The 15,860-nt window shown below is 67.6% G+C and carries 16 protein-coding genes; 5 read left to right on the forward strand and 11 right to left on the reverse strand.

Features of this window, described 5'->3' with window-relative positions; translation table 11 throughout:
* Positions 1-69 precede the first annotated feature (69 nt).
* From OHA10_RS05600 to OHA10_RS05620, 5 genes are read right to left on the reverse strand one after another with little or no spacing between them, the layout of a single operon-like run.
* A complete protein-coding gene (locus OHA10_RS05600; RefSeq protein ID WP_371405120.1) occupies positions 70-1,161 on the reverse strand; it encodes a Gfo/Idh/MocA family protein in 1,092 nt (363 codons plus the stop codon).
* Positions 1,154-1,924, reverse strand: a complete 771-nt coding sequence (locus tag OHA10_RS05605; protein ID WP_371405121.1) for a ThuA domain-containing protein — start codon at positions 1,922-1,924, stop codon at positions 1,154-1,156. Before OHA10_RS05605 ends, OHA10_RS05600 begins: the two co-directional genes overlap by 8 nt.
* A 24-nt stretch (positions 1,925-1,948) precedes the next feature.
* The gene (locus OHA10_RS05610) at positions 1,949-2,749 is read right to left on the reverse strand and encodes a carbohydrate ABC transporter permease (protein WP_371405122.1); all 801 of its coding nucleotides are present in this window, start codon (positions 2,747-2,749) and stop codon (positions 1,949-1,951) included.
* Between the two features lie 9 nt (positions 2,750-2,758).
* Positions 2,759-3,697 carry a carbohydrate ABC transporter permease gene (locus OHA10_RS05615; protein WP_371405123.1) on the reverse strand — a complete coding sequence of 313 codons (939 nt, stop codon included), beginning with the start codon at positions 3,695-3,697 and terminating at the stop codon, positions 2,759-2,761.
* Between the two features lie 3 nt (positions 3,698-3,700).
* The gene (locus OHA10_RS05620) at positions 3,701-4,936 is read right to left on the reverse strand and encodes an ABC transporter substrate-binding protein (RefSeq protein WP_371405124.1); all 1,236 of its coding nucleotides are present in this window, start codon (positions 4,934-4,936) and stop codon (positions 3,701-3,703) included.
* A 149-nt stretch (positions 4,937-5,085) separates the two neighbouring features.
* Here OHA10_RS05620 and OHA10_RS05625 point away from each other — a divergent pair, with 149 nt between their 5' ends.
* Positions 5,086-6,150, forward strand: a complete 1,065-nt coding sequence (locus tag OHA10_RS05625) for a LacI family DNA-binding transcriptional regulator (protein WP_371405125.1) — start codon at positions 5,086-5,088, stop codon at positions 6,148-6,150.
* Here OHA10_RS05625 and ilvY read toward each other — a convergent pair.
* The 4 genes from ilvY to rplM are packed head-to-tail and all read right to left on the reverse strand — an operon-like array spanning position 6,074 to position 9,254.
* Positions 6,074-6,901 (reverse strand): HTH-type transcriptional activator IlvY, encoded by an 828-nt coding sequence (gene ilvY, locus OHA10_RS05630; protein ID WP_371405126.1) that lies wholly within the window; start codon positions 6,899-6,901, stop codon positions 6,074-6,076. The genes OHA10_RS05625 and ilvY overlap by 77 nt on opposite strands.
* On the reverse strand, positions 6,901-8,247 hold the full coding sequence (gene glmM, locus OHA10_RS05635) for a phosphoglucosamine mutase (protein ID WP_350859453.1): 1,347 nt from the start codon (positions 8,245-8,247) through the stop codon (positions 6,901-6,903). Before glmM ends, ilvY begins: the two co-directional genes overlap by 1 nt.
* Before the next feature lie 7 nt (positions 8,248-8,254).
* Positions 8,255-8,776 carry a 30S ribosomal protein S9 gene (rpsI, locus tag OHA10_RS05640; protein WP_141854750.1) on the reverse strand — a complete coding sequence of 174 codons (522 nt, stop codon included), beginning with the start codon at positions 8,774-8,776 and terminating at the stop codon, positions 8,255-8,257.
* A 34-nt stretch (positions 8,777-8,810) separates the two neighbouring features.
* Positions 8,811-9,254, reverse strand: coding sequence for a 50S ribosomal protein L13 (gene rplM, locus OHA10_RS05645; protein WP_130441431.1), 444 nt, complete (start codon positions 9,252-9,254; stop codon positions 8,811-8,813).
* A gap of 277 nt (positions 9,255-9,531) precedes the next feature.
* Between rplM and OHA10_RS05650 the strand changes: the two genes are divergently transcribed.
* Positions 9,532-10,818 carry a citrate synthase gene (locus tag OHA10_RS05650; RefSeq protein ID WP_371405127.1) on the forward strand — a complete coding sequence of 429 codons (1,287 nt, stop codon included), beginning with the start codon at positions 9,532-9,534 and terminating at the stop codon, positions 10,816-10,818.
* 149 nt (positions 10,819-10,967) lie between these two features.
* Positions 10,968-11,777 carry an SDR family NAD(P)-dependent oxidoreductase gene (locus OHA10_RS05655; protein WP_371405128.1) on the forward strand — a complete coding sequence of 270 codons (810 nt, stop codon included), beginning with the start codon at positions 10,968-10,970 and terminating at the stop codon, positions 11,775-11,777.
* A 230-nt stretch (positions 11,778-12,007) separates the two neighbouring features.
* Here the strand turns inward: OHA10_RS05655 and OHA10_RS05660 are convergent, their stop codons facing one another.
* Entirely contained in the window at positions 12,008-12,463 is a 456-nt protein-coding gene (locus tag OHA10_RS05660; protein WP_371405129.1) for a nuclear transport factor 2 family protein, read from the reverse strand.
* Between the two features lie 121 nt (positions 12,464-12,584).
* Here OHA10_RS05660 and OHA10_RS05665 point away from each other — a divergent pair, with 121 nt between their 5' ends.
* Together OHA10_RS05665 and OHA10_RS05670 are read left to right on the forward strand one after the other, a co-directional pair.
* On the forward strand, positions 12,585-13,133 hold the full coding sequence (locus OHA10_RS05665; protein WP_371405130.1) for a TetR/AcrR family transcriptional regulator: 549 nt from the start codon (positions 12,585-12,587) through the stop codon (positions 13,131-13,133).
* The gene (locus tag OHA10_RS05670) at positions 13,130-14,131 is read left to right on the forward strand and encodes a hypothetical protein (protein WP_371405131.1); all 1,002 of its coding nucleotides are present in this window, start codon (positions 13,130-13,132) and stop codon (positions 14,129-14,131) included. The genes OHA10_RS05665 and OHA10_RS05670 overlap by 4 nt, the downstream gene beginning before the upstream one ends.
* On the opposite strand, the gene OHA10_RS05675 is transcribed toward OHA10_RS05670, so the two are convergent.
* Positions 14,128-15,810 carry an ABC-F family ATP-binding cassette domain-containing protein gene (locus tag OHA10_RS05675; RefSeq protein ID WP_371405132.1) on the reverse strand — a complete coding sequence of 561 codons (1,683 nt, stop codon included), beginning with the start codon at positions 15,808-15,810 and terminating at the stop codon, positions 14,128-14,130. The genes OHA10_RS05670 and OHA10_RS05675 overlap by 4 nt on opposite strands.
* Positions 15,811-15,860: the final 50 nt, after the last annotated feature.

Consider the following 15,860-nt stretch of genomic DNA (forward strand, 5'->3'; position numbering starts at 1 on the left):
AGTCAAAGGGCGGCACGGCCATTGCAGCAAGCGCAATGTCCGCACCGCCCCGTTGCAGGAACTGGAAGACTACGGCTCCAGGCCGACTGCTTTCAGCGGGTTGGGCCAGGCCTTCAAGGCTGCTCGGAGGGCTGGGTCCTGGGTGGTCGCGATCGCCTCGACATGCGCTTCGGTGATGACGTCGGCGATGCGGACCGGTGCTCCGGTGTTGGCGGAGCGGACGGCGGCTTCGACCATAGCGAGGCTTACTACGTTGGAATGGACTTCGGACTGCGGCGTTGTCGAGGTGCGGACCGCGTTGACGAACTCGACCAGGGAACCGGCGATCTCCTGAGGCTCGTCGGACATGCCGGCGGCGAGCGGCTCACCGGATGCGAGCTCGGCGACAGGTGCGTTGTCGCCGTCCCAGGTTGCGGTGCCGCCGGAAGTGCTCGCGCGCCAGAAGCCGTTCCAGGACGTTTCCAGGCCCGGCGCGCACCAGCTGCCGGCGAAGGTGAAGCGGGTGCCGTCGGCGTAGGTGAAGATCGCGGACGCGGCGGCGTTGCCGTCGAACCAGCTCCAGGGCGGGTTGTACGAGTCGCAGTACACCGAGACAGGTTCGGAGCCGATCAGCTTGCGGGACAGGTCGAACTGGTGGATCGCCATGTCGACCAGGAGCGGCTCGGCCATGCGTTCGCGGAAGCCGCTGAAGTGCGGGGCCTTGTAGAACTCGCACGACAGCGTCCCGATCGGACCCAGCTCGGACAGTTGTCGTTGGAAGGCTGCTATGGCGCGGAAGTAGCGGCGGGACTGCGAGACCATCAACAGTTTGCCGCTCACCTCCGAGGCCGCCACCATCTGCAGGCACTCGCGGACTGTCTCGGCCAGCGGCTTCTCGCACAGCACCGGAAGCCCACGCAGCAAGGCATCCACGCTGACCGTCGGGTGCGCGACCGGGACCGTCACGTCGATCACCGCGTCGGCCCGGTCTGCCAGTCCGTCGATCGAAGTCGCGACCGGCACGTCGGCGTGCCCGTGCTCGTCCGCGGCCGCACGGGCCACCTCGACGTCGAGGTCGACCAGGCCGACGAGTTGGACGTCGGGGTTCGCGGCGATCGTGCGGAGCCAGGCGCGGCCCATGCCGCCGGCGCCGACCTGGAGGAGACGCAAGGGGTCAGGCATCCGCAGGCTCCTCGATCGGACCGGTGTAACCCTTGCCGTTGAAGAAGTCGTCGGTCTCGTAGCGCAGCAAGGTCGGCAGCGCCCGCTCGGGCAGATCGGTGCGCGCCCACTTCACGCCGTTCGCGATCACCTTGCGGACGTCCTTGTGGTGGTACACCGGGAAGTCCTGGTCGCCGGGCGAGAAGTAGAAGATCTTCCCGTGCCCGCGGCGGAACGTGCAGCCCGAGCGGAACACCTCGCCGCCGGAGAACGAGGACACGAAGACCAGTTCGTCCGGGACCGGGATGTCGAAGAACTCGCCGTACATCTCCTGCTGCTCGATCACGATCGGGTGCGGGACGCCCTGCGCGATCGGGTGCGTCGGGTTGATCGTCCAGACCAGCTCGCGGTCGCGTTCACTGCGCCAGCGCAGCGTGCACGTCGTACCCATCAGTTTGCCGAAGATCTTCGACCAGTGACCGGAGTGCAGCACGATCAGGCCCATACCCGACAGCACGTGCTGGTACACGCGGTCGACCACCTTGTCGTCGACCTCGCCGTGCGCGGCATGGCCCCACCACACGAGTACGTCGGTCTCGGCCAGCACGTCCTCGGTAAGGCCGTGCTCCGGCTCGTCCAGGGTCGTGGTGGCAACCGTGGCGTCGAGGTTCTCGCGGATGCCGGCGGCGATGGTCTCGTGCATGCCGTCCGGGTAGATCTCCCGGACGTGCGGCTCGATCTGCTCGTGCCGGTTCTCGCCCCAGACGAGTACGCGAATCGTCATAAGTTTTGTCCTTGTGTGGAAGGGTTATTTGACCGCTCCGCCGATGGCGCCGGCGGCGATGTACTTCTGCGCGGCGACCAGCAGCACGATGGCCGGGACCGCCGAGAGGACCGCGGTCGCCATCACCGCGTTCCAGTTCTGCACCTGCGTGCCGAGGTACTGGTAGATCCCCAGCGTCACCGGCCGCACGCCGCCCTTGGTGGTCAGCGTCAGCGCGAACAGGAAATCGCTCCAGGAGAAGAGAAAACTGAACAGCCCCGCGGTGATCAGCGAGTTCTTGCTGATCGGCAGCACGATCGCCACGAACGCCCGGAACAGCCCGGCGCCGTCCACCCGCGCGGCCTCCACCAGCGACGGCGGCAGCGACATCATGAACGACCGCAGGATCAGGATCGCGAACGGGATCCCGCTGCTGCAGTTGGCCACGATCAGCCCCGGGATCGAGTTCAGCAGCCCGATCCGTTCGTACGCCGTGTACAACGCGTTCGCGATCACGATCCCCGGGATCATCTGCGAGATCAGGATCGCCAGCAGCCCGATCGACACCCAGCGGGACCGGAACTGCGAGAGCGCGTACGCACACGGTGTCGCGATCGCCAGACTGAGCACGACCGTCCCGGCCGCGATGATCATGCTGGTGACCAGGTTGCCGCCCTGCTCGTCGAGAGCGCGTTTGTAGCCGGTGAACGTCGGGTGCAACGGCAGGAAGCCCGCGGTCAGCGTGTTCCCGGACGGTTGCAGCGAGGCGTTGACCATCCAGTAGACGGGGAACAGCATCACGGCCAGGATCACGATCCCGATGACGGTGTACGCCGTACGTCGCATGCTGCCCTCCTACTCGTCGACCGCGCGGCGGGTGCTGCGCAGGTAGAAGATCGCGAACACGAACGAGATCGCGATCAGGATGTTGCTCAGCGCGGCGCCCTGCCCGAACTTGAAGTCCACAAAGGATTTCTCGTACGACTGCGTCGCCAGCGTCTGCGTCGCGTTCGCCGGTCCACCGCCGGTCAGGCCGAGGATGATGTCCAGGACCTTGATCGTGTAGACGACCCCGAGCATCAGCACCACGCCGGCGACCGACCGCAGGTTCGGCCAGGTGATGTAGAAGAACGCGCGCCACCCGGTCGCGCCGTCGAGCTGCCCGGCTTCGTACAGCTCGTCCGGGATCTCGGTGAGACCGGAGTACAGCAGCGTCACGTTGAACGGGATGCCGATCCAGATGTTCACGCCGATCACCGCGATCAGCGCGACCGACGGCGAGTTCAGCCACGGCACCGGATCGTTGACGATGTGCAGACTTATCAGGGTCCGGTTCAGGATGCCGCTGTCCTGCTCGAGGATCGAGCGCCAGGTCGCGCTCGACACGATCAGCGGCAACAGCCACGGCAGCAGGAGCAACGAGCGCAGCAGTCCGCCGAGCGGGAAGCGATTGCGGAAGAACAACGCCAGCCCGAGCCCGATCACGAACTGGAACGCGATCGACCCGATCGTGAACAGTGCGGTGTTCAGCATCGCGTCCGAGAACAGCTTGTCGTGCACGACCGCGCTGTAGTTCTGCAGCCCGACCCAGGGCGCTGCCCCGGTGAAGAACGTCTTCAGGGTGTAGTCCTGCAGGCTCATCAGCAGGTTCTTCACCACCGGGTAGCCGAACAGCGCCACCATGGCCACCGCGGCCGGCAGCACGAACAGGATCTTGGTCAGGTCCTCACCACGGTGGCGCCGGCCGCGAACGCGCTCGCGGCCGGCCACCGTCGTACGTGTCAGAGCCACCATGGATCAGCCGCCGGAAGCCTGCTTGAAGGCGTCCTGGGCCGAGGCCTTACCGGTCAGCGCCAGCTGGATCGCCTGGTAGATCACCTTGGCGGCGTCCGGCCACTTGTCACCCAGCTTGCCGGTCCGGGCCCGGGCCGTCTTCACCTGCTCGGCGAAGGCCTTCATCGAAGGCACGTCCTTGGCGTACTGGTCGAGCAGCGCGAGCTTGGTCGGGAGGGTGAACCGGGCCTTCGCCCAGGCCAGCTCGTTCTCGTCCGAGTTCAGGCACTTCACGAAGTCGGCGGCCTTCTGCTGCTTGGCCTGGTCCTTGTTCAGCGGAACCGTCCAGGCCTCGCCACCGAGCGGTGCGACCGGTGTCTGGTCCGGCTTGTTCAGTGGGAACGTGACCACGTCCCACTTGATCTTCGGGTTCTTGTTCAGCGACGGGATCTGCCACGGGCCGTTCACCATCATCGCGGCCTTGCCGGCGATGAACTGGTCGTTGACGTCGCCCTGGGTCCAGTTGATGACGCTCTTGGAGGCCGACCCCGACTTCACCAGGTCTACCCACAGTTGCAGGGCTTCGGCCACCTGCGGGCTGGTCAGGTCGGTCTCGTCACCGCCGTTGGTCCACATCGCCGGCAGGAACTGCCACGAGCCTTCGTACGTCGCGTTCGCGTTGAACGCCATCCCGTACCGGCCGGGCTTGGTCAGCTTCTTGGCCGCGGCCTTCAGCTCGTCCCAGGTCTTCGGCGGCTGGACGCCGGCCTCGGCCAGCATGTCCTTGTTGTAGAACAACGCGATCGTGTTCGTCACCGGCGCGAGTCCGTAGAGCTTGCCCTGGTACGACGTCGCGTCGACCATGCCCTTGATGACCCCGTCGCCGTTCAGCCCCATGTCGTTCAAGGGCGCCAGCGCGCCGGTCGCGGCGATCTGCTGTACGTCGGGGTTGTCGAGCATCAGCACGTCGGGCAGCGTCTTCGAGGACGCCTGCTGCAGCACCTTCTGGATCAAGGTGTCACCAGGCACCGTCTCCCGTTGGATCGTGATACCGAGCTGCGTCGCGCAGGCGTCAAGTCCCTTCTGTACAAGGGATTTGTCCGGGTCGTTGTTGTAGTAGTCCAGGATCGTGAGGCTCTTGACGCTGTCGCCGGACGAGGACGACGACTGGCCACTGCCGCCGTTGTCACCGCAGGCGACCAGCAGGAGCGACACCGTCGTCGCACCCGCCAGCGCGGCAGCGATCCGCTTGCTGATCATGACATCGGACTCCTTCTAAGCGTTTAACCAAGGGACGAGGAAAAGCGGGATGCACTTGTCGATTGGGCGGTAAACCGCTTAACTGAGGCGTTGAAGGACTATGTTCCCTACGTCACATCGCTGTCAAGAGTTCAGAGGGGGTCGGATCGATGGTCACGATGCGCGACGTTGCTGAGCGGGCGGGGGTGTCGATCGCGACGGTCTCGTTCCTGCTGAACGACACCAAGCCGGTGACCGCGACGACCCGGGCGCGGATCGAGGCGGCGATGGCCGAGCTCGGGTACCGCCGCAACGTGGTGGCCCGCGCGCTGGCGAGCCGGCGTACGCACATCATCGCGATGGCGTACCCGGCGCTCGACCACAAGTTCGGATTCTCCGCGGCGGAGTTCTTCACCAGTGCGGCGGACGCGGCGCGGAAGCAGGACTATCACCTGGTGCTCTGGCCGGTCGGGAACGACGGGACGGAGCTGAAGGAGCTGGTCGGGCAGGGTCTGGTGGACGGCGTCGTGCTGATGGAAGTCCAGCTGGACGATCCACGGGTGACGGTCCTGCAGGAGACGGCGACGCCGTTCGCGCTGATCGGGCGGACGTCGTCCTTGGAGGGCTTGGCCCACGTCGACATCGACTTCGACCGGACCGTCGAGGATGCGGTCGGGCACCTGTACGAGCTGGGCCATCGGCGGATCGTGCTGATCTCGGGGAATCTGACCGATCCGGTGTTCAGCACCTACGGGCCGTACGTGCGGTCGGAGGCGGCGTACCGGCGGGTGGCGGCGGAGTTCGGGCTCGAGATCGTGGTGATGGAGAGCTCGGGGTCGACGGTCTCGGGGCAGGAGGCGATGACGCGGCTGGTCGAGGCGCATCCGGACACGACTGCTGTGCTGATCGTCAACGAGTTCGCCGCGCTCGGGGCGGTCGCCGGGCTGAATCGCCTTGGTTACAAGGTTCCTGAGGACATCTCGGTACTACCGTTGCTGATGGCACCGGAAATGGCGGCGCTGACGAATCCACAGCTGACGATCATGCGCACACCCGGTCCCGAGCTGGGTCAACTGGGCACCGAGTCCCTGATCCGCCAGGTCGAAGGCGCCGATCCCCTCCCGCCCCAGCTCGTGCCCGCCAAGCTCTATCCGGGCGCTACGGTCGCAGGTCCCAGAGCGCCGCGATCAAAGGCCGGTGCAGGTCGGCGCGCCGTACGCAAAGCCCGATCGTAAGCGTCTCCAGCTCAGCCGGCACCTCGACCAGCCTGTCCCGCACAGCCGACGACTCCAGCACCAGCCGCGGCACGACTCCTGTCCCACATCCCAACGCGACAAGGGCAAGCAGCGCTTCATGCCCATCCGGCTCGGCCGCAATCACAGGCTTGGTGGCGGTGGCTCGGAACCAGCGGAAAGCCGCCTCCCGAACCAGCCCGCGCGCCGGCACGACGTACGCCACGTCCACGGCGCCCTCACGAGCCTTCACCAACACGAGATCCGTGTCAGCAACCGGTCGACTCACCAGCGTCTGCGGAAGACGCTTCGGGATGCCCGCGACCGCCGCGTCCACCTCGCCCTCGTCCAGCCGCGCGAGCGCGGCCGCCGCGTCACCGGTCCGTACGTCGAGCCGGATCTGCGGATGCGCCGCCCGCAGCGGCGCCAGCAGGTCAGGCAGCAAGGTCTGGCACGCGGTGACAGTCGCGAAGATCCGCAACTCCCCCGCCAGCCCGGCCGGCTCGTCGGACCCCGCTCGGTAGTCGTCCCACAGCTCCAGCGCCTGCTCGGCGTACGCCGTGAACCGCCGCCCCTCCGCGGTCAGTACGACGCCCCGCGGCCCGCGATCGAGCAGCCGGGCGCCGACCCGCGTCTCCAGTCGCTGGATCGTGCGGGTCAGCGTGGCCGCACTGACATGGCATTCGAGGCTGGTGCGTCCGTAGTTCAGCGTCCGCGCCAAATGCAGGAACAGCTCCAGCTCTCGATGCTCCACTACAGCTTCAGCGAAGTCGCAACCACGTCGGCGAGGGAGTGGGCGATCTCGTGCGCCGTGTCCGAGGACTCTGCCTCGACCATGACGCGGACGAGCGGCTCGGTGCCCGACGGGCGGAGCAGGACGCGCCCGGAGTCACCCAGGCGAGAGGTGGCTTCAGCGACGGCGGACTGAACCGCTGCGTCGGTGCCGGCGCGGTTCTTGTCGACGTCCTTGACGTTGACCAGCACCTGCGGGAGGCGGGTCATCGCGCCGGCCAGGTCGGCCAGGCTCTTCCCCGTCTGCGCGACCCGGGCCAGCAGCATGACCGCGGTCAGCGTGCCGTCGCCGGTGGTTGCGTGGTCGGACAGGATCACGTGCCCGGACTGCTCACCGCCGAGCTTGTGGCCGCCGGCCTTCATTGCCTCGAGCACGTACCGGTCGCCGACCTTGGTCTGCTCGACCGCGATCCGCTCCCGGACCATCGCCTGGACGAAGCCCAGGTTGCTCATCACGGTCGCGACGACCGTGTCGTTGGACAGCCGGCCGCTGTCGCGCATCGCGAGCGCCAGCACCGCGAGGATCTGGTCGCCGTCGACGAGCTCGCCGTTCGCGTCCACCGCCAGGCAGCGGTCCGCATCGCCGTCGAGCGCGATGCCGACGTCGGCGCGGTGACCGATCACCTCACGCTGCAGACCCTCGATATGCGTGGATCCGCAGTTCAGGTTGATGTTCAGGCCATCCGGAGCCGCGGCGACCGTGACCACCTCGGCGCCGAGGCGACGCAGTGCCTCGGGCGCGGTCTGCGAGGCTGCGCCGTTGGCGCAGTCGATGACGACCTTGAGCCCGTCGAACCGGTTCGGGGCCGAGCGGACCAGGTGCGAGACATACGTCTCGAAGCCCTGCCCGTCGTCGGTGACCCGGCCGACGTCAGCGCCGGTCGGACGCTGCCACTCCTCGTTCATCCGGGCCTCGATGGCGTCCTCGATCACGTCGTCGAGCTTGATCCCGCCACGAGCCAGGAACTTGATGCCGTTGTCCGGCATCGGGTTGTGGCTGGCGGACAGCATCACACCGAGATCGGCGCCGGTCGAGCCGGTCAGATACGCGACGGCCGGGGTCGGCAGAACGCCGAGCCGGACGACGTCGACGCCGGCGCTGGCAAGACCAGCGACTACGGCGGCTTCGAGGAACTCACCACTGGCACGAGGATCCCGGCCCACAACGGCGCGCGGCCGGTGCCCTTCGAAGGCACCGGCCTCGCCGAGTACGTGAGCTGCCGCGACCGAAAGGTCGAGCGCCAGCTCCGCGGTCAGGTCCACGTTCGCCAGGCCACGGACTCCGTCCGTACCGAACAAACGCCCCATCAGGTGATCAGCGCTTGCTGTACTGAGGCGCCTTACGGGCCTTCTTGAGTCCGGCCTTCTTACGCTCCTTGATCCGCGCGTCGCGGGTGAGCAGACCGGCCTTCTTCAGACCCGGGCGGTTGGCCTCGAGGTCGGCCGCGTTCAGGCAGCGGGCGACACCGAGCTGCAGCGCACCGGCCTGGCCGGTGATACCGCCGCCGTTGATCCGGGCGATCACGTCGTACGAGCCCTCGAGGCCCGCGACGACGAACGGCTCGTTCACGTGCTGCTGGTGGACCTTGTTCGGGAAGTAGACGTCGAGGTCCTTCCCGTTGATCTTCCACTTGCCGGTGCCCGGGACGATCCGGACGCGGGCGACGGCCTCCTTGCGGCGACCAGTGGCGCCGGCCGGGTTGATGACCGCGACCCGACCCGTCTCGGCGCGCTGCTCCGGAGCCGGGTTGGTCTCGGAGGTGTAGGCGACCGGGCCCTCGCTGTCGATGGGGACCTCGGGGTCGAACTCTTCGGTCTCGGTGGTGATGTCGCTCACGCTGTGAATCCTCGTTTACCTGGTTCGTCGATCGCTACTGGGCGATCTGGGTGATCTCGAACGGCTTCGGCTGCTGGGCCGTGTGCGGGTGCTCCGGGCCGGCGTACACCTTCAGCTTGGTCAGCAGCTTCCGGCTCAGACGGTTCTTCGGCAGCATCCCCCAGACGGCCTTCTCGACGGCCTTACGCGGGTCCTTGTCGAGGATCTCGCCGATCGGCGTCGCGGTCAGACCACCCGGGTGACCCGAGTGGCGGTACGCCAGCTTGTCGGTCCGCTTGGTGCCCGACAGGGCCACCTTGGAGGCGTTGACGACGATGACGAAGTCGCCGCCGTCCACGTGCGGGGCGAACGTCGGCTTGTGCTTGCCGCGCAGCAGGGTGGCGATCTGGACGGCGAGCCGACCGAGCGTGACGTCGGTGGCGTCGATCACGTGCCACTCACGGGTGACGTCAGCAGGCTTCGGGCTGTACGTGCGCACGGTCGTTGACCTTCGTTTCTCAGAGGTTGACAAATCTGGACGTCGGCGAGCGGTCCGCCGACATGAGGTCAGGACCTGGAACGCACAACAGCAGCCCAGAATACCGGCGACGGCACGCGCGGGTCAAAGTGAGCCCACACGCCGAGGGGACCCCGGCTTGGAAGCAGCTGAGGACCGCACTAGTTTAGCGGTGAAGATTGCAGTCCGAACCCGCGTCCCGCCGGCTGATCTACCCTCATTCATCCAGGCGATGACGCCAGCTTCCGAAGAGGGCATTGTGACCGAACAGTCGCTCACCGTCCGGGACAACCGGACCGGCAAGGACTTCGACCTTGCCATCACCGATGGCACTATCCGTGCCGCCGACCTCAAGCAGATCAGCGCATCCGACGGCGACGGCGGGCTCGCCACCTACGACCCCGGCTTCGTCAACACGGCGTCCTGCCGTTCCTCCGTCACCTTCATCGACGGCGACAAGGGCATCCTGGAGTACCGCGGGTACCCGATCGAGCAGCTCGCCGAGCAGTCCAACTACCTCGAGGTCGCGTACCTCCTGGTGAACGGCAAGCTGCCCAACAAGGCGGAGTACGAGGCCTGGGCGCACGACGTGACGTATCACACGTTCGTGCACGAGAACCTGAAGACCTTCATGCAGGGCTTCCGGTACGACGCGCACCCGATGGGCATGCTGCTGGCCTCGGTCGGCGCGCTGTCCACGTTCTACCCCGAGTCGCGCAACATCTTCGACGAGGAGTCGCGGGCGCTGCAGATCCGCCGGCTGATCGCGAAGATGCCGACGCTCGGCGCGTTCGCGTTCCGGCACGCGCAGGGCAAGCCGTACGTGTACCCGGACAACGAGCTCAGCTACACGGCGAACTTCCTGTCGATGCTGTTCAAGATGAGCGAGCCGAAGTACGCCGCCGACGACCGCCTGGTGCGGGCGCTGGAGATCCTGTTCATCCTGCACGCCGACCACGAGCAGAACGCGTCCACGAACGCGGTCCGCGCGATCGGCTCCACCCAGGTCGACCCGTACACCGCGGTGGCCGGCGGGATCGGCGCGCTCTACGGCCCGCTGCACGGCGGCGCCAACGAGGCGGTGCTGAAGATGCTCCGCCGGATCGGCTCGGTCGACAACGTCGGCTCGTTCATCGAAGGCGTGAAGAACGGCGAAGAGCGGCTGATGGGCTTCGGCCACCGGGTCTACAAGAACTACGACCCGCGCGCCAAGATCATCAAGAAGGCCGCCGACGACGTCTTCGAGGTCACCGGCATCAACCCGCTGCTGAAGATCGCCGTCGAACTGGAGAAGATCGCGCTGGAGGACGAGTACTTCGTCTCCCGCAAGCTCTACCCGAACGTCGACTTCTACTCCGGCCTGATCTACGAGGCCCTGCAGTTCCCGCCGGAGATGTTCACCGTCCTGTTCGCCATCCCGCGCACCTCCGGCTGGCTGGCCCAGTGGCTCGAAATGCTCGGCGACGGCGACCAGAAGATCGCCCGCCCCAAGCAGATCTACACCGGCGAGCGCGGCGTCCAGTACGTCCCCATGGGCGACCGCTGACCCGCACATCTCGACCCCAGCCGCCGCGAACCGGACACCTGCAAAGGACACCGCTTCGGGGCGGCTGTCTGTTTGGCCGCCGGGGTGCGGCGGACGACCACTGGGAATCACCATCCTCTTCTGTCCATGGGCGCTGTTACGTTCGGCGGATGGGGACATTGGAGGGGAAGGTTGCGCTGGTTACGGGAGCCAGTCGCGGAGTGGGAAAGGGCATTGCGCTCGGGCTTGGGGAGCAAGGGGCGACTGTCTATGTGACGGGGCGGTCGGAGGTTGGCGGGGCTGCGCCGACTCCGTTGCCCGGGACCGTTCAGGAGACGGCTGCGGAGGTCACCGAGCAGGGCGGTCGTGGGGTAGCCATCACATGTGAGCATCGCGACGACGAGGAGACTCGAGCGGCCGTCCAGCGAGTGATCGAGGAGGCCGGGCGTCTCGATGTACTCGTGAACAACGTGTGGGGTGGATACGAGTACTTCTGGGACGGCACGCCGTTCTGGGAAGAGGCCGGCTTCTGGACGCAGCCGCTCGAGCGATGGGACGCGGCGTTCCAGGCCGGGGTACGGGCGCACTACGTGACGACCGTGGCAGCAGCGCCGGCGATGGTGGCCGCGAGGTCGGGCCTGATCGTCAACGTGTCGTCGGAAGGCGCTGAGAAGACCGACACAGGAGTCGCGTACGGCGCCGCGAAGGCGGCCACCGACCACATGATCGCCTGCATGGCCCACGAACTCCGCGACCACGGGGTGACTGCGGTGTCCCTCTACCCGGGCCTGGTCCGCACGGAGTCGGTCCTGCGCGCGGCGGAGTTCATTGACCTGACCGTCTCTGAGTCGCCACTGTTCGTCGGCCGCGCCGTCGCAGCCCTCGCCGCCGACCCAGACGTCGACCACCACACCGGCCAGGTCGTCCGCACCTCGGCGCTCGCCGAGGAGTACCACTTCACCGACCCCGACCCCCGCTGAACCACCAGCCCACGAGCTGGGGCAGGCATCCGGTCCGCGAACGCCGCCGAGAGCGGACAACGCTTGGCGCCGGTCACATACAGCCAGGGCGTAGTCCGCACACGCCCCCCGAAGGCGGCAACCAAGACAGTCGCCGCGAAGCGGTGTCCTTTGGGCGGGGAGGGGTGGGATTGGAGATGGCCCCGGGCGGGCTTGGTGCCTCGGTCCGGGGCCATCGGGGGTTCTGGGGACTAGGACGTGGCTGGGGCCGGAGACGGTTCCCGGAGGTGGGTGATGAGTTGGTCGAGCTGGCCGCGGGCTCGGATCATCGCCAGGTGGTCGATGTAGTCGCGGGACTCGACGATCAAGCCGTCTCGGATCCGGAGTACGAAGATCGCCGGCACCGTGAACGGCTCGCCGGTCGCGAGCACAGTCCCGGCGTACTCGAACTCGGCGACGATCACCTCGGGGTCAGCGGTCTGGTGTACCCAGATGTTGGCCGGCTGGAAGCGCACCACTTCGCTCACCCGCGGCCCGTTCACGCCGAAGTGCTCCGCGAGCGCGGCCCGGGACAGCAGCGGGTGGTCGCCATAGGGGTTCATCGGGTGCCGTACGTCGGTCTCCTCGGCGTACAGCTCCGGCAGTACTGCGAAGTCGCGGTCGGCGACGCCGTGGACCAGTTTCAGGAAGACCTCTTCGGGAGTCATCGGATTCCTCACAGGAGATAAACGGAGTGATGACTTCGAATATATGGAGTAACGACTTCGTTTACAACCCTGGGCCGGTTCACGGCGTCTCTTAGGCTGAGGGTGACGGAGGGGAGCTGGGGTGCGAGCAGACGCGCGCGACAACCGGGCCAGGATCATGACCGCGGCGGACGATGTCTTCGGGCGATCGCCGGGCGCGTCCACCGATGACGTCGCGCGGCTGGCGGGGGTCGGCATCGCCACCGTGTTCCGGCACTTCCCGACCAAGACCGAGCTGCTCGAGGCCGTGCTGACGTTGCGGCTGGAGCGCCTGCGGGACCGCGCGCTGGAGCTGGCCGGCAGCGACGACCCGGGGAAGGCGTTCTACGAGTTCTTCACGCAGGTGGTGACCGAGTCGGCGTCGAAGCTGGCGATCGCCGAGGCGCTGACCGCGGCCGGCGCAGCCGCCGGCGAGGAGGCGCGGGCGGCCGGTCGTGGGATGCGGGAGGCGTTCAACGGCCTGCTCACCGCGGCCCAGCGTGCCGGCGCGGTTCGCCCCGACGCCGAGATGGCCGAGGTGTACGCGCTGATGATCGGCGCATCCCGCGGCGCGACCGCGGCGAAGCTCGAGCCGCCGGTGCGCGACCGGATGCTCGCCCTGATCTACGACGGCCTGGCGCCGCGTTCGTGAGACGCCGCTGGCGCTCCTGGTCGCGCCTCCGCCGAGTCCTGGTCTCGGCCGCGCTCGCCGTCGTCGTACTGGTGATCGCACCTCTCAGCACCTACGCGGCCTCGCTCCGACTGCAGTACTCCGGTGACCCGACCGCCCGCACGCGCAACCACGACGCGCTCTGGCTCGGTCACGCCTGGGTCGACGGCCGGAAGACCGTCGCCGACGTGACCGCACTGGCCCAGCGCCTGCAGAGCACCGGCATCCGCGACGTGTACGTGCACACCGGCCCGCTGGAGCACGACGGTTCGTTGCCGTTGGCAAAAGTATCGCCCAAGGCGCACTGGTTCGTCGACGCGATGCACGCCGCGGCTCCCGCAGTACGCGTGCAGGCCTGGCTCGGAGACGTCGTACAACCGAGCAAGAACCCCGGCATGGACCTCGACGACCCGGCCGTCCGCCAGCGGGTGGTCGCGTCGGCGAAAGCCGTGCTGCAGCAGGGGTTCCAGGGCATCCACTACGACTTCGAGCCGGTGCGCTCCGGCTCGAAGGGCTACCTGGCCGTTCTGGACGAGACGCGCGCGCTCAACACCACACTGTCGGTCGCAGCCGCGCAGATCGACCCACTCTGGTACCTGCACGCGATCCCGATCGACAAATGGTGGTCGCAGGAGTACTTCGCCCAGGTGGCGAGCCGGGTCGACCAGATCGCCGTCATGTCCTACGACACCGCCATGCCACTGCAGTCCTTGTACGGCGGCTACGTCGCCAAGCAGACCAAGCTGGCGCTAGAGGTCACTCCCACGAACACAGTGCTCCTCATGGGTCTCCCGGCGTACTGGGAGAGCAATCCGTCCCACTGGGGCCACGCCGAGACGGTCCCCGCGGCAGTCCGCGGTGCCCGCCTCGGCCTGGGCGACTCGACCCGCCAGAACTTCGGACTGGCTCTGTACGTCGACTTCGCGGCCACCGAAGACAACTGGACCGCCTACCGAGACGGCTGGTGCGTCGCGCCCTAGCGAGCGCGCTCCACCCGGCCCTCGTCCCAGACCGGTTCGTCCGGCTCGTAGACGGACCCGTCGGCACCGAAGACGAGGTACCGGTCGAACCCGCGAGCGAACCACCGGTCGTGGGTCACTGCGAGCACCGTGCCGTCAAACGCGTCCAGCCCCTCCTCCAGCGCCTCCGCGGACTCCACATCCAGGTTGTCGGTCGGCTCGTCGAGCAGGAGCAACGTTGCGCCGGACAGCTCGAGCAGCAAGATCTGGAACCGCGCCTGCTGCCCGCCGGACAGACTGTCGAACGTCTGCTCGGCCGCATGCGCCAGCTCGTACCGGTCCAGCTTCCGTGACGCCAGCTCACGCCCCATGCCCTCACGGTGGTCGTCACCGCGGTGCAGGATCTCCAGCAGCGTCCGGCCGACCAGCTCCGGGTGCTCATGCGTCTGCGCAAACCAGCCGGGCCGCACGCGCGCACCGAGCTTGGCGTTGCCGGTGTGCGCGACGGGGGCGATCTTCACCTCGCCGACCGGCTGGTGCTCCACATCCGGATCCGAACCGCCGTTGGCGAGCAGCCGGAGGAAGTGCGACTTGCCGGACCCGTTCGATCCCAGTACGGCGACGCGTTCGCCGTACCAGACCTCCAGGTCGAACGGCTTCATCAGACCGGTCAGCTCGAGCTGCGTGCAGACAACGGCCCGTTTCCCGGTGCGGCCGCCGGTCAGGCGCATGCTGACCTTCTGTTCGCGCGGCAACGCCTGCGGCGGCCCAGCCTCCTCGAACTTGCGCAGCCGGGTCTGGGACGCGCGGTAGCGCGACGCCATGTCGGAGTTGTACGCCGCCTTCTGCTTGTACATCAGCATCTGCGCCCGGAGCTTCGCGTGCTCCTCGTCCCACCGCTTCCGCAGCTCCTCGAAGCGCTCGAACCGGTGCCGCCGCGCCTCGTGGTACGTCGCGAAGCCGCCGCCGTGCGTCCATGCGGTGTTGCCGGCCGCACCCAGCTCGACGGTCACGATCCGAGTAGCCGTGTTGGCCAGCAGCTCGCGGTCGTGGCTGATGTACAGCACGGTCTTGTCGCTGGTGCGAAGCTGCTCCTCCAGCCAGCGCTTCCCGGGTACGTCGAGGTAGTTGTCCGGCTCGTCCAGGATCAGTACCTCGTCCGGCCCGCGCAGCAACGCCTCCAGCACCAGGCGCTTCTGCTCACCGCCGGACAGCGTCTTCACCTCACGCCAGCGGCAGCGGTCGAACGGTACGCCGAGCGCCGCCGTCGTACACACGTCCCAGAGCACCTCGGCGTCGTACCCGCCGACCTCGCCCCAGTCAGACACGGCCTGTGCGTACTTGAGCTGGGTCTTCTCGGTGTCGTCCTCCATCATCGCCAGCTCGGCCTTGTCCAGCTTGGCCGCGGCCTGCTGGATCGGCTCCGGCGCGACGGCCAGCAGCAGGTCCCGCACGGTCGACGAGTCCCGCACCGAGCCGACGAACTGCCGCATCACCCCGAGCCCACCGGACCGGGAGATGCTGCCGCTGTGAGCCTTCAGGTCACCCGCGATGATCCGGGTCAGCGTGGTCTTGCCCGAGCCGTTCGCACCGACCAGCGCGACCTTCGCACCGTCACCGACCCGGAACGTGATGTCGTCCAGCAACACCCGCCCGTCCGGCAACTCGTACCCCACACCGCCGACATCCACGTGACCCATCCCCCCAGTCTGACCGGCCTGTACACCCCACGCGACCAGTTATCGTGACG

This window comes from Kribbella sp. NBC_00662, assembly GCF_041430295.1.
Classification (GTDB): Bacteria; Actinomycetota; Actinomycetes; order Propionibacteriales; family Kribbellaceae; genus Kribbella.

What these genes read in the sequence shown, in the direction of transcription:
- OHA10_RS05655 (WP_371405128.1), top strand. Translation starts at nt 10,968, where the DNA reads ATGGGGACATTGGAGGGGAAGGTTGCGCTGGTTACGGGAGCCAGTCGC.
- OHA10_RS05620 (WP_371405124.1), bottom strand. Translation starts at nt 4,936, where the DNA reads ATGATCAGCAAGCGGATCGCTGCCGCGCTGGCGGGTGCGACGACGGTG.
- glmM (WP_350859453.1), bottom strand. Translation starts at nt 8,247, where the DNA reads ATGGGGCGTTTGTTCGGTACGGACGGAGTCCGTGGCCTGGCGAACGTG.
- OHA10_RS05605 (WP_371405121.1), bottom strand. Translation starts at nt 1,924, where the DNA reads ATGACGATTCGCGTACTCGTCTGGGGCGAGAACCGGCACGAGCAGATC.
- OHA10_RS05615 (WP_371405123.1), bottom strand. Translation starts at nt 3,697, where the DNA reads ATGGTGGCTCTGACACGTACGACGGTGGCCGGCCGCGAGCGCGTTCGC.
- OHA10_RS05610 (WP_371405122.1), bottom strand. Translation starts at nt 2,749, where the DNA reads ATGCGACGTACGGCGTACACCGTCATCGGGATCGTGATCCTGGCCGTG.
- OHA10_RS05600 (WP_371405120.1), bottom strand. Translation starts at nt 1,161, where the DNA reads ATGCCTGACCCCTTGCGTCTCCTCCAGGTCGGCGCCGGCGGCATGGGC.
- OHA10_RS05675 (WP_371405132.1), bottom strand. Translation starts at nt 15,810, where the DNA reads ATGGGTCACGTGGATGTCGGCGGTGTGGGGTACGAGTTGCCGGACGGG.
- OHA10_RS05660 (WP_371405129.1), bottom strand. Translation starts at nt 12,463, where the DNA reads ATGACTCCCGAAGAGGTCTTCCTGAAACTGGTCCACGGCGTCGCCGAC.
- OHA10_RS05625 (WP_371405125.1), top strand. Translation starts at nt 5,086, where the DNA reads ATGGTCACGATGCGCGACGTTGCTGAGCGGGCGGGGGTGTCGATCGCG.